Origin of the sequence: Hasllibacter sp. MH4015 (assembly GCF_020177575.1) — a bacterium.
In the GTDB taxonomy this organism is placed as follows: Bacteria; Pseudomonadota; Alphaproteobacteria; order Rhodobacterales; family Rhodobacteraceae; genus Gymnodinialimonas.
The window spans coordinates 965,171-978,091 of sequence record NZ_JAHTBK010000001.1 but is presented as its reverse complement, the minus strand read 5'-3'; the positions used below and the strand labels follow the sequence as shown (position 1 = coordinate 978,091).

Below are 12,921 nucleotides of genomic sequence, written 5' to 3'. Positions count from 1 at the left end.
AAGAGTCCGGCCCACATCCCGGAGGGGCCGGCCCCGAATTATTCCGCCGCAACCGCAGGCACGTCCTGACCGCTTGCCGCCATGATCGCCTTGACGATGTTGTGGTACCCCGTGCAGCGGCAGATATTGCCTTCGAGGTACTCGCGCACCTCCTGCTCGGATGGTTTCGGATTGTCTTTCAGGAGGGCCGCGGCTGACATCACCATGCCCGGCGTGCAGAAGCCGCATTGCAGCCCGTGATGGTCTTGGAACGCCTGCTGGATCGTCCCCAGTGAGCCATCGGCATTGGCCATGCCTTCGATCGTCGTCACCTCCGCCCCGTCCAGATCCAATGCCAGCGCGGTACAGCTTTTCACCGCCTCGCCATTCACATGGACCACGCAAGCGCCGCATTGGCTGGTGTCGCAGCCGACATGGGTCCCGGTCATCCGCAGGCCGTCGCGCAGGAATTCGCTGAGCAACGTGCGCCCTTCAACGTCACCGGAAGCGGGTTTCCCGTTCACGGTCATCGTCACCTGGGTCATGAAATCCTCCCTTGGTTATTGGCATCATCCAACCATGGATCGGGGGATTCACAAACAGGAATTTCCGGCTGATTTTCAGGCACTTGCCACCGATTTCCCCATGCTGCAATCGCAGCATATTTTGCGCGCGCAGAATAACCGGCACAATAATTCAGAAATGCCGCCTCAACCCTCCCGCGGGCGGGGGCGGGAGGGGATTTCCTTCAACAGGCCACCAACCCCCATGCCCGGAATGTCGATCCGGTTAAGTGGCACCCCGCAAATCACGCGCTCCATCACCCAATCTGCCCCGTTCAAAGCAGGCGACCGCGCGCATCCCGGCAGGCCGATCACCGGCCGCGTCCCGATCCGGCCGAGGACCAGCAGGTTGCCGGGATCCACGGGCATGCCGTAATGAAGCACCTCTCCACCCGCCGCGCGGACCGCCTGGGGCGCGATATCGAGGGTGTCGGACGTGGCCGAGCCGGTCAGGATCAGCAGAAGTTCGCCCGGTGCATGGGTCAGAGCGAACGCGATTTCGGCGATGCGATGCGGGACGATCACCCGCTCCCCCAATGCCACCGACAGGCGATCGAGCCGTCCTTTGACCGACTGCCGCCCCTTTTCGGGCGGGTCCGCCTCACCGGTGCGCGTTTCGATAAGACTGGCGTGCCCCAAGGTCGGCCCCCGCAAATGCACCGCACCGTGACCTGCCGCACAGGCGCGCGCCACATCGACTTCAGGCGCGGCGAAAGGGATGATCTTGACGGTCACGGCAAGGCCGCGCGCATTGAGCCGCGCCCATTCCGCCACGGTCGCCACGGTAATCGCCGGGTTGATGCGGTTGATCGTGTTGATCGCGTCCGGGTCGACCTCCACGATCCCGGCGGCGCTCGCCCTTAAATTGACCCGACCTGTTGCGGCCCCGCTCGCGACGAGCCCCGATCCGCAAAGCGCATCCGCGATCCGCGCCGCCGCCGCGTCCTCGTGCAGATCGCCGGGGTCGAGGCGTGCGACCGTCACCTCCGCCACGCCACGCCCGACCAGCGCCGCAACGTGATCCGCGCTCAGCAACACGCCCTTGGAGAAATCGAGCGATGATGCACCGCCCGGGTCAATCGAATGGGCGAGGATCGTGCCCTGGGCCTCGACCACCGGAACCGATCCGAACCTCATGCCTGCCGCAGGCGTTGGACGATCTGTGCCATGATCGACACGGCGATTTCGCCCGGCCCCTTCGCGCCGATATCCAAGCCCACCGGCGCGTGGATGCGCGCGACCTCGGTGTCCGAGAAACCGGCCTCTTCCAACCGCGCCGCGCGTTTAGCGTGCGTCCGCTTCGAGCCGAGGCAACCGAGATAGAACGCGTCCGAGCGGATCGTGCGTGCAATTGCGGGATCGTCCAGTTTCGGGTCATGGGTCAGGGTCACGACACATGTGCGCCCATCAAGCCCGATGGCATCGAGCGCCTCATCCGGCCAATCGTCCACGATCCGCTGCCCGGGGAAACGCGCCTCGGCACCGAATGCGGGCCGCGGGTCCACGAGAACCGGGTCGTATCCCGCCATGCGGGCCATCGGCAAAAGCGCCTGTGCAATATGGACGGCCCCCACCACGATCATGCGCAGGGGCGGGTTGTGGACATGCACGAATGTTTCGTCCTCCATGCCCGATGCATCTGCGCGAAACCGGTCAGGATAGGCGTCGGGCCCCACAAGCCCCCGCGCGCCCGTTTCCAAATCCACGCAATAGGCGACGGGGCGACGCGCTGCACGGGCGTCTACCAGTTCGGCCAGATGCTTCTCTCCAATGGCCGCGACCGGCTCCACCCAGACCTTGATGCGGCCACCGCAGGCAAGCCCGACCGCAAAGGCCTCGTCGTCCGAGACACCGAATTCCAGCATTCGGCCTTGGCTGCCGCCCGCCATCTCCATCGCTTCGACCACCACCGCGCCTTCGACGCATCCGCCCGAGACGGAGCCCTCCATGTCGCCGTCGTCGGAGATGACGAGTTGCGAGCCGACCCCGCGCGGCGCGGAGCCCCAAGTCTCGACCACCGTGGCAAGCACAGCCCCCTTGCCGCTTCGGTGCCAGTCCAAAGCCAGCTCCGGCATCCTCTCCAGATCATCCATGTCGCAGCCTCCCCCCTGCAAGCGTACCGCGCACGGGTCTACGCGCAAGGCGGATCGGGACCGGGCCGCGAAAAACACCCCGGCAGGCCTGCCGGGGTGCAATCATAGTCGATCTTCGATCGGGTCAGTTCGCTCGCGCGGTCTGCAAGAGCGGCGTGATGCGGCGGACGACGACACGGCGATTGGCCCGCTCATCGTCCAGCGTCTGAACCTTGAGGTCGGTCTCGCCATAGCCTTGGAGGACCATGTTTGCCGCGGGAACGCCGAAGAACTCCGACAGCGCCAGTGCCACGCTTTCCGCACGGCGATCCGACAGGGTCAGGTTCGATACGGCGGAGCCGACGGCGTCCGTGTGACCCTCGATCAGGAAGACTTCGCCTGGGTTCTCGGCGATCAGTTCGGCCATGAGGGTACCCAATTGCAGCAACTCCTCCGCCTCACTCTGGCGCACGGCAGCGGAACCGCTTTCGAAGGTGATGTTATCGACCTCGATCGCCGGGGCGAGGTAACGCACCCGTTCGATCTCCCGCACTTGAGCGAGGGAGAAGCCGCGATCAATGGCCGATGCTTGCAACAGGGCTGCGCGCAGGGCTTCGGTGTCGGTTTCCTGTAACGCGGTCGTCTCGGCGCGTTGGGGGGCGGGCAACGAGCTGATATCCACGGCGGCAACCGATTGCGTATCGTCGAACAACACGATTTCCCGTCCGTCCGTGCCGATGATCGACCGGCGCAGCACGCGCAGTTCCGGCGAGCGGATGGTTACGATACGGCTTCCATCGGGTTGCAAGACGATTGTCCGGGTCGAGCCGTCCTGAAACCGCTGCGTCGTCACTTCGGAGCCCGGCTGGCGCAGGATCGCGTCGTCGTCGCGCAGGACCTGGAAGTTTCCGTTCGGGTCTTGGACCACGATCCGGTCGGGCGCGCGGCTGACCACTTCACGGTCTCCGTTCAAGAGCGCGCCGATGACGACACCACCTGCTGCGCCCAAAAGCGCGGCTTCAAGGGTCGAAAGGCCACTATTGCCGCCGTCCGCGGTCGGGGCCGCCTCGGCGGAGAATTCCTCGTCCGGACGTCGGCTGGTTTCCTCGGTGACGACTTCGGTCACTTCCTCGACTGCTTCGCCCTCACTCTCTTCGGTGCCGGCCATCGTTTCGGTCGCGGTGCCGCTTGCGGCTTCCGTCTCCGCGCTCGACGGGGCGTCGGGGGTTTCCGGATTGACATCGGCCTCGGCCTCTTCCGTCGCTTCACCGGCGCTTTCGGCGTCAGCGTCCGAGGCGGTCTCGGTCTCCGCGTCCATGTCGGTCGCAGCTTCGGCCTCAGCGTCCGCTTCGACTTCGGGTGCGGTTTCGGCCTCAACGTCCGACGCCGCTTCTACCTCCGTCTCGGCTTCGGCGGCTGTCTCTACATCGGCCTCCTCGGTCGCGTCAGCTTCGATCTCTGTCTCCGCCTCGGGCTCGGCGTCAAGCTCCAACTCGACGTCCGCCTCCACCTCTGCCTCGGCCTCCCCACCCGCATCCGGCACTTCCTCAGCGGGTGCTTCTTCGACGACTTCCGGCGCTTCCTCTACAATTTCTTCCGGCGCGACCTCTTCGACCGCTTCCACCTCGGGGGCCGCTTCTTCGACCGCTTCGGCGGCGGGCGCCACCTCTTCAACCGGCTGCTCCTCGGCCGCCGTGTCCTCCGAAGGCGCCGCTTCGACGGGTGCCTCTTCTACCACGGCTTCCTCAACCGTTTCCTCGACCGGTGCCTCCTCGACAATCGCGTCCTCGACGACGCCTTCCTCGACCACATCATCGGCCACGATACCGGCCTCGGACTGCAAAGCGGCGCAAGCCTCCGCGCTCAGGTCTTCGGGACAGGGAGCAACCTCCGCGTCCTGCGCCAAAACGGGCATGGGCACCGCAAGCGACAGGCTGGCGACAAGGGCGGTGGTGGTAGCAAGGGAACGGCGCATCGTGGCCTCCAAAACGTTAACGTTGTTGGAAGGAACGTTGGGATCGGGCGAAAGTTCCAGCCCGTCGCACCCGGCGCACCAAATGGGCCGATTGCCGCCTATCCCGCGCGCAAAGCCGCCATCAGGCGTGTTTTTTCGCCCGGATCGTCAGGTCGTGCGACGGCGCTGGCCAGACCTTCGAGAGCCGCGATATTGTGGCCCGCACGGAAGCTCGATACATGGGGCAGCATCGCGCGGATGCCCGCCGCCTTGGGCGCGAAACCGTCCCACCGCAGCAGCGGATTGATCCAGATCACCCGACGCGACGAGAGTGCAAGGCGCTCCATCGCGGCCTCCAGCCGCTCCGGCTCGTCCCGATCCAGACCATCGGTAATCAGAAGCACGACCGCACCCTGTCCCAGAACCCGGCGCGACCAATCGCGATTGAACGCCTCAAGGCACGCGCCGATCCGCGTGCCGCCCTCCCAATCCTGCGCCTCCGCCCCCGCCGCGGCCAGCGCCGCATCCACGTCACGCGCGCCCATGTGGCGGGTGATGTTCGTGAGCCGCGTGCCGAACGTGAAGGCATGCACCTCCGCCCAGCCCGCTCCGTTGTGGTTCGCGACAGCATGGAGGAACTGCAAAACCGCGCGGGAATAGCTGCTCATGGAACCCGAGATGTCGCAGATCGCAACCAGGGACGGCCAGCGCGTTTTTCGGTCCTTGCGCGCGAAATCAAGGACGTCCCCGCCGCGTGCCATCGCACTGCGCATCGTGCGCCGCCAATCGGGCCGCGCGCCATGGGCCGATGCCTGCATCCGGCGGCTTAGTAGTGGCGGTACGGACAGGGTCATCTGGGCGATCAACCGCTTCGCCTCCGCCATCTCGGCCACGGACATCTGCTCGAAATCCAGCGTTTTGAGCTTTTCCTCCCGCGACATTGTCAGGGTCGCATCGACCTCGATCTCCGTCCCCTCGCCCGCGTCTTCCGGCAGGTCCGGCACGTCCCGGGCAACGCCATGCAACAACGCTTCAGCCGCGCGTTTTTCGCCTGCCTTGGTCTGGCGCTCCTCTGCCACACCGCGCACGGCGGGGGTCAACATCGACATCATGTGTTCGAGGTATCGCGGGTCCCGCCAGTAAAGCCGGAAGACCTGGTCGAAGATCGCCCGATGTTCGGGCCGCGCAGTAAAACACGCCCGCAAGGTGTAGTAGAAATCCGCCCGGTCCGAGAATCCCGCCGCCGCCACGGCGCGCACCGCATCGGCCACGCGCCCCGTACCGGCAGGCAGGCCCGCCACGCGCAGGGCGCGCGCGAAATGGGTGATGTTCGTGGTCAGCTGCGGATTGTCGGGCAGCTCAAGCGGCGCATATTCCATTCCCGCCACAGAAAACACCCCCGGCCCTGCGGTCAAGGTCGGGGGCGCTGCGCCGTCGTGATTGCGTCGTGACTATTCGAAGATCACCAGATCGGCAGGGTTGTTGGAGGAGTTGTTGTAGGCCCCCGCCCATATGTCGTACTGCCCCTGCAACACGGGCGAGAAGGTCAGCGTCGAGTTGAAGGTCCCGTTGGAATCGTCGTTGAAGAACCACTGGCCATCGGGCGTGTTGATCAGCAAGACAGTGTCTACCGCACCGGACGTCAATGCGAAGGTCAGCCGCCCGGTCGGCGAATTGCCCTGGTAGAAGAACCGGAAATCGGGCCGCGTGATGGTGAAGCCGCGCCACCCCGTGCCGGGGAAACAATTGGTCAGCGGGAAACGCCCGCCTGCCGTGATACGCGGCACCCGGTAGCTTCCCTGACCCGCATACATCGTCGCCTGACCGAAGGCCGTCCGCCCGATCGTGTAGTTCGGGCAACCGGAATACCCGCCCCCGCCACCGTGGACGAACGCCCCGGGGCTGACGGCGGTCATCGACCCGCCACTGGGCGGCGGCGCGGGCTGCGGCGCGGGCGCAGGCGTCCCGCTGGCATAGAGCCCGGCGAAGAATCCGGGGCCGTTGCCGTGGTTCGAATTGGGGTTGGAGCAATCGTTGGCATCCGTTCCCCATGCGCACAGGTTCAGCCCGTTTGGTTCATCACAATCGCCATCGTTGTTGTAGGGACAAGCCACCGGCGCCGGCGCAGGTGCCGGCGCGGGCGTGCCGTTGGCGTAGATACCCGCAAAGAAGCCCGGCCCATTGGCGTGGTTGGAATTGGGATTAGAGCAATCATTCGCATCCGTACCCCATTCACACAGGTTCAACCCATTGGGCTCATCACAATCGCCGTCGTTCTGGTACGGGCATGGATTATAGAGCTGCGCCTGGGCATTGGTGCCAAGAACAGCACCGGTTGAAAATACGGATGCAAAAATCGCAATGCTTGCCAAACCGATACGCATGGAAATGTCCCCTCTGGTCGTTTTGCGACAGTAAAGGGCGCGGGCCACTTGCCTGTCAAAGAAAACCTCCGCTGCGGGTGCGTTGTTTAAGTCTGTCAGCCCGCCCCGTGGGTATCCTGACTGTCTTTGGCTTCGTTCACGCAATCCGACCTGCTGGCCAGGGTCTGGGATACGCCGTCACGCCAGCGCGTCTGAGCGAAGGTCATCGAGGATGCGTTTCGCCTCGGACCCCTGCAATTTCTGTATATCATCCTGGTATTTCAGGATCGCGCCAAGCGTGTCGGCGATGACCTCCGGGCTCAGTTCGATCACGTCGAGCGCCAGAAGGCATTTGGCCCAATCCAGCGTTTCGGCCACGCCGGGGCGCTTGAACAGATCCTCGGTGCGCAGGCGTTGCACGAAGGCGACGACTTCTCGGCTCAGCGTCTCGGCGGCCTCCGGCACCCGGGCACGCAGAATCGCCAATTCGCGGTCCAGATCCGGGTAATCGACCCAGTGATAAAGGCACCGGCGCTTGAGCGCGTCGTGCACTTCGCGGGTCCGGTTCGAGGTCAGGATCACGATCGGCGGCTCGGGCGTGGCAATCGTGCCGAGTTCCGGGATCGTGACCTGGAAATCTGACAGAGCTTCGAGCAGGAACGCCTCGAACGGCTCGTCCGTGCGGTCGACCTCGTCGATCAGCAGAACCGGGGGACCGGCGGGATCGGGTCGCATCGCCTCCAGCAACGGGCGCTCAATCAGGTAATCCTCGCTGAAGAGATGCGCCTGAAGGGCCTGCCTGCCAGCCCCGCCCGCCGCCTCCGCCGTGCGGATCGCCACCATCTGTGCGGCGAAGTTCCATTCGTAGACCGCGCTGGACGCATCAAGCCCCTCGTAGCATTGCAGCCGGATCAACCGCCGCCCCAATGCCGCCGCAATCGCCTTGGCGATCTCTGTCTTGCCGGTCCCGGCCTCGCCTTCCAGAAACAGCGGCCGCCCGAGACGAAGCGACAGGAACGCGACAGTCGCAAGCGCCCGCCCGCACACGTAATCTTGGCCGTCCAGCGCAGATTGCAGGTCTTCTATCGTATCGAAACTCACCCCGGCCCCTCCCTCAGGTTCGGCCATCAAGGCCCGACACCCCGCCCGGGTCAACCCGCCCCGAACACGCGCGGGGTGGTCGATTGTTAACCATCTGTTTACACACTCTCCACAAATCGACGAGCGAGCATCCAATCCTCGCCACACTCTTCGCCGAAACCCGGACCCATGGCACACCCGCCATGCATTTTGCCGACTGACCCGTACCGAGTAACCGTCCCCGATGCCCGACACCTCTGCCGTTCTCGACCCCCGCCGCGCCTGCCTCCAAAGATTATCGCGGATCGGCGCCGCGCATGGTTTCTTCCAACGGCTTGACCGACGCCACACCGCACTGTTCGTGCAGGAAGGCGACACGCTGGTCCTCAGCTTCGACCGCCTGGACCGGATCTGGAGCGACGGCGATGCGGGCCTTCCCATGGGGTTCGATGCGGTGCTGGCCCATGAGTTTTCGCTTCTCACCCTGATGGCAGCAGGCCGCACCTGGTTTCGAGGGGCGCAGGTGGCCGCATTTCTCCAAACCCTTGCGGATCAAGGATTTTTTGAGAGTTTCGCGCGTGTCCTGATCCTCGGCTCCGGACCCGATTGCGGCCATGCGGCGGCCCGCGCGGCCCAATACGTGCCCGGCGCAAGCGTGATGTTGAGCCGCCCCGTCGCGGCAATCGGGCCGCGCCACGCGCCGTTCGAGACACGGTTTATCGGCGACCGTCTCGACAACCCCGACGATCCGCCGCCCCTCGGGCCGGACGCGATGGCGGGCGCCGATCAATCCTTTGTCCTTTTCGACAGTGCAAGCGCCATGGAAGCTGCACAGGCCGCCCTGTTCCGGGCACCCGGCACCACGCGCGTCGACCTGCCCCATGTCGGCGACGCGCTGGATCGCGCGATGCAGAACGGTGCCGTGCTCGCCCCCCTGCTGCGCCACCTCGCCCGTGGAGATCTGACGCCTGCTCTGATCCGTGAGATCTTGCGCAAGCATCTGCGCCGCGACCCGGCCTATCTCGCGCGGTTGGCGATGGCGGCGGAGCGTGCAGGCCATGACAATCTGGCCTCTCGCATCCGCGACGCCGCGCGGGCGACCTAGGCCAAACCGCCCTCCGCCTCGATAAACGCCACAACCTCCTCGACGCCACGACCGTCACGCAGGCTGGCCAGCACGAACGGTCGTCCGCCCCGCGCCGCACGCGTATCGGCCTCTAAGAGGGCCACATCCACGCCCACATGGGGGGCCAGATCGACTTTGTTGACGATCAGGAAATCCGATCTCGCAACCCCCGGCCCCCGTTTGCGCGGAATGTCCTGCCCGGCTGCGGTGTCGATGACGTAGAGGCTCAGATCGGCCAATTCGGGGGAAAAGGTTGCCGCAAGATTATCGCCACCGCTTTCGATGAAGATGACGTCCAGGTCCGGGATGCGCGTCCGGAACTCCGCCACCGCCGCAAGATTGATGGAGGCATCCTCCCGGATCGCAGTGTGGGGACACCCTCCCGTCTCCACGCCCTTGATCCTGTCCGCCGGCAGGACCTGGGCCCGTAGCAGAAACTCCGCGTCTTCGCGCGTGTAGATATCGTTGGTGATCACCGCCACCGAATAGCGATCCGCCATCGCCTTGGCCAGTTCCGCCGTCAGCGTCGTCTTGCCCGCTCCGACCGGGCCGCCGATCCCGACGCGCAATGGCCCGTTCACCGATCCCATATCCGCTCCTTTTTCTCGAAAATCTCTCTCAAATGCGCCCCTGCCCTCTTTGCTTCAAAAATACCTCGGGGAGCGCGAGGGGCTGGCCCCTCGCTCCCGCCGGACCAGCAAGCGCCATTCCGCCGTTGAAAGCACATCATGTCCGAAAGATCCGTACATCCAGCCCTTCATGCTCCATCGCTGCCAGATCGGCCCCGAACGCCGCCTGCCCGATCCCGTCAAGCCCGTCTTCCAGGGCCCGCGCGGTCACGTCCTCGATCACAGGGCGCAGATCGGCTAGGATGCCCTGCCCCACCGCCTGCCCCAGGGGCACGAACCGCACTGCGGCGGAGACGAGCGTGGCCGCGAAGGCTTGAAGATACATCGCAACAACGAGCCTCGGCTCCAGCGCCAATCCGCGCGCCGCGCTACCGAGAACGATGGGATAGGCCCTGGCCGCACCGTCCCCTTCGCCAAGCTGCGCAAGCGTAGCGGCAAGGGCCGCGCCCTGGTCGCGGGTTTCGATCCACCGTTCCGACGATCCCGCGAGGGCACGGGCAAGGTCGGCCAATGCGTCGAAGTCCGCTTCCTCGTCCAGGCAAGCCCCCAGAAGGATCGCATCTGTGCGTCCCGCACCGGCACGCAGGACACCCGATATCCACGCCTGCGCACCCGCTGCATCCGTCACCCGTCCGGTAGCCATCTCAGCCTCCAGCCCGTGGGAATACGCGTAGGAGGATACCGGGAATGCAGGGGACAGCCATTGCGACAGGCGAAGTAGGCCATCGGGTTCCGTCAATGGGAATGCCCGTGATCGTGACCGTGGGTCCTGCCATGGCCGTAGGCACCGCCTTCGGGGCGGAACGGCGCATCGAGTCGCTCCACCCGCGCGCCCAATTGCGTCAGCATCTCCGCCAGCACGTGATCGTCGCGGATCAGCAGATGATCGTCGGCCACGGCGCACGGCGTATGGCGGTTGCCGATATGCCAGGCCAAACGCACGAGATCGCCGGTGATCCGCAGAAGGGGCTCGGGCGCAGCGGCGACTTCGATCAGGCCCGCCTCGGTCTGCAGCGCGTCGCCCGGCTCGAGTGAGACGGTCTGCGCAAGGTCCACAAGCACGGACCCGCCATCCTCCGCGATCAAACGCTTGCGCCGCAGGAACCTGCCCTCGTAATCCAGCACGATCCGCGCCCGCGCGCTGTCCTGCCAGTCGCCCGCGCGGATCACCGCATTTGCCGTTCCGTGGTTCATCGCTCACCCCTTTTTGCCCGAACCGGATGTCCGCCTAATACATGAAATACCGCTGGGCCATGGGCAGTGACGTGGCCGGTTCGCAGGTCAGTAACTCCCCGTTCGCGCGCACCTCGTAAGTCTCCGGGTCCACGTGAACCTCCGGAACCGCGGCGTTATGGATCATGTCGGATTTGCGCACGCCCCGCGTGCCCTCCACGGCGCGTGTCGCCTTGGTCAGTCCCAATTTCTCGCCGATGCCGTCCGCCTGCGCGGCCTGGCTCACGAAAAGGATCGCGGAGCGTTCGACGGCGCGACCGAAAGCGCCGAACATGGGCCTGCTATAGACCGGCTGGGGCGTGGGGATCGACGCGTTCGGATCGCCCATCTGCGCCATCACGATGGTGCCACCGATCAACGACATCTCCGGCTTCACGCCGAAGAACGCCGGGTTCCACAGCACCAGATCGGCGCGTTTGCCCTCCTCAATACTGCCGATCTCCGGGCTCATCCCGTGGACCAGCGCGGGGTTAATCGTGTATTTGGCGATGTAGCGTTTTACGCGGACGTTGTCGTTGTCGCCGGTCTCCTCCTCCAGCCGCCCGCGTTGCTTGCGCATCTTGTCCGCCGTCTGCCATGTGCGGATGATGACCTCTCCCACGCGGCCCATCGCCTGGGAGTCCGACGCCATGACGGAGAACGCGCCCATGTCGTGCAGGATATCCTCGGCCGCGATGGTCTCCTTCCGGATGCGACTTTCGGCGAAGGCCACGTCCTCGGGGATCGACTTGTCGAGGTGGTGGCACACCATGAGCATGTCCAAATGCTCCTCGAGTGTGTTGACCGTGTAGGGCATCGTGGGGTTGGTCGACGACGGCAGGATATTCTCATACCCCACCACCTTCATGATGTCCGGCGCGTGGCCCCCGCCCGCGCCCTCGGTATGGAAGGCGTGGATGGTCCGGTCGCCGATGGCGGCTAGCGTGTTCTCCACGAACCCGGACTCATTGAGCGTATCCGTGTGGATCATCACCTGCACGTCCATCTCATCCGCGACAGACAGACAGCAATCAATCGCGCCGGGCGTCGTACCCCAATCCTCATGCAGCTTCATCGCACAGGCGCCCGCATTGATCATTTCCACCAATGCTTCGGGCTGGCTCGCGTTGCCCTTGCAGGACAAGCCGAAATTCATCGGGAAGGCATCGAGCGATTGCAACATCCGCCCGATATGCCACGGCCCCGGCGTGCATGTGGTGGCGAGCGTACCATGGGCTGGCCCCGTTCCGCCGCCGAGCATCGTCGTGATCCCGGAATGAAGCGCATCCTCGATCTGCTGCGGGCAGATGAAGTGGATATGCGCGTCGAAGCCCCCCGCTGTCAGGATGCGCCCCTCCCCCGCGATGGCCTCGGTGCCGGGGCCGATAATGATGTCAACGCCGTCCTGCGTGTCGGGGTTGCCGGCCTTGCCGATCTTGTGGATACGCCCGTCCTTGAGGCCGATATCGGCCTTGTAGATGCCCGAATAGTCCACGATCAGCGCGTTGGTTATGACCGTATCCACCGCCCCCCCTTCGCGCGTAACTTGGCTTTGCCCCATCCCGTCGCGGATCACCTTGCCGCCGCCGAACTTCACCTCCTCCCCGTAGGTCGTGAGGTCGCGCTCAACCTCGATGATCAAGTCAGTATCGGCCAACCGCACCCGATCGCCGGTCGTGGGGCCATACATGGCGGCGTAGTCATTGCGGGGGATTTGGGTGGGCATGGGTTGTCCTCTAATTTCAACGCAAAAGTCGGTGCATGATTACGTTGGCAGGCATGTGAATAATGGGGTGTCGAATGTCATCAAGAAAGGAGACTTCGACATGAACCTGACTCAAATTTTGCTGGGGATTGCGGCAATCGCAGCGACGCTGCTTGCGCCGATCCTTCACAGCATAGGACAGAGCTTTTGCTTGTGGTGACACGCTAACCAAACGCTC

General features: G+C 64.9%; 12 protein-coding genes. 1 reads left to right on the top strand and 11 read right to left on the bottom strand.

Annotated elements, in window-relative coordinates; translation table 11 throughout:
* Positions 1-38: 38 nt before the first annotated feature.
* The 7 genes from KUW62_RS05210 to KUW62_RS05180 form a co-directional block, all read right to left on the bottom strand.
* Entirely contained in the window at positions 39-524 is a 486-nt protein-coding gene (locus KUW62_RS05210) for a (2Fe-2S)-binding protein (protein WP_224814457.1), read from the bottom strand.
* A 165-nt stretch (positions 525-689) separates the two neighbouring features.
* Positions 690-1,679 carry a molybdopterin-binding protein gene (locus KUW62_RS05205; RefSeq protein WP_224814456.1) on the bottom strand — a complete coding sequence of 330 codons (990 nt, stop codon included), beginning with the start codon at positions 1,677-1,679 and terminating at the stop codon, positions 690-692.
* On the bottom strand, positions 1,676-2,635 hold the full coding sequence (locus KUW62_RS05200; RefSeq protein WP_224814455.1) for an XdhC family protein: 960 nt from the start codon (positions 2,633-2,635) through the stop codon (positions 1,676-1,678). The genes KUW62_RS05205 and KUW62_RS05200 overlap by 4 nt, the downstream gene beginning before the upstream one ends.
* Before the next feature lie 124 nt (positions 2,636-2,759).
* The gene (locus KUW62_RS05195; RefSeq protein WP_224814454.1) at positions 2,760-4,589 is read right to left on the bottom strand and encodes an OmpA family protein; all 1,830 of its coding nucleotides are present in this window, start codon (positions 4,587-4,589) and stop codon (positions 2,760-2,762) included.
* A 98-nt stretch (positions 4,590-4,687) separates the two neighbouring features.
* Complete coding sequence (locus KUW62_RS05190; RefSeq protein WP_224814453.1) at positions 4,688-5,947, bottom strand: VWA domain-containing protein; 1,260 nt, start codon at positions 5,945-5,947, stop codon at positions 4,688-4,690.
* Positions 5,948-6,019: 72 nt separating this feature from the next.
* A complete protein-coding gene (locus tag KUW62_RS05185) occupies positions 6,020-6,952 on the bottom strand; it encodes a hypothetical protein (protein ID WP_224814452.1) in 933 nt (310 codons plus the stop codon).
* 177 nt (positions 6,953-7,129) lie between these two features.
* Positions 7,130-8,059 (bottom strand): MoxR family ATPase, encoded by a 930-nt coding sequence (locus KUW62_RS05180; RefSeq protein ID WP_224814451.1) that lies wholly within the window; start codon positions 8,057-8,059, stop codon positions 7,130-7,132.
* Positions 8,060-8,255: 196 nt separating this feature from the next.
* On the opposite strand from KUW62_RS05180, the gene KUW62_RS05175 reads away from it, so the two are divergent.
* Entirely contained in the window at positions 8,256-9,116 is an 861-nt protein-coding gene (locus KUW62_RS05175; RefSeq protein ID WP_224814450.1) for a hypothetical protein, read from the top strand.
* Here KUW62_RS05175 and ureG read toward each other — a convergent pair.
* The 4 genes from ureG to ureC form a co-directional block, all read right to left on the bottom strand.
* On the bottom strand, positions 9,113-9,727 hold the full coding sequence (gene ureG / locus KUW62_RS05170) for an urease accessory protein UreG (RefSeq protein ID WP_224814449.1): 615 nt from the start codon (positions 9,725-9,727) through the stop codon (positions 9,113-9,115). The two genes, KUW62_RS05175 and ureG, sit on opposite strands and share 4 nt — an antisense overlap.
* Positions 9,728-9,863: 136 nt before the next feature.
* Positions 9,864-10,505 (bottom strand): urease accessory protein UreF, encoded by a 642-nt coding sequence (locus KUW62_RS05165; RefSeq protein ID WP_224814448.1) that lies wholly within the window; start codon positions 10,503-10,505, stop codon positions 9,864-9,866.
* Positions 10,502-10,960 carry an urease accessory protein UreE gene (locus tag KUW62_RS05160; protein WP_224814447.1) on the bottom strand — a complete coding sequence of 153 codons (459 nt, stop codon included), beginning with the start codon at positions 10,958-10,960 and terminating at the stop codon, positions 10,502-10,504. Before KUW62_RS05160 ends, KUW62_RS05165 begins: the two co-directional genes overlap by 4 nt.
* Positions 10,961-10,994: 34 nt before the next feature.
* On the bottom strand, positions 10,995-12,704 hold the full coding sequence (gene ureC / locus KUW62_RS05155; RefSeq protein WP_224814446.1) for an urease subunit alpha: 1,710 nt from the start codon (positions 12,702-12,704) through the stop codon (positions 10,995-10,997).
* Between the last annotated feature and the right edge of the window lie 217 nt (positions 12,705-12,921).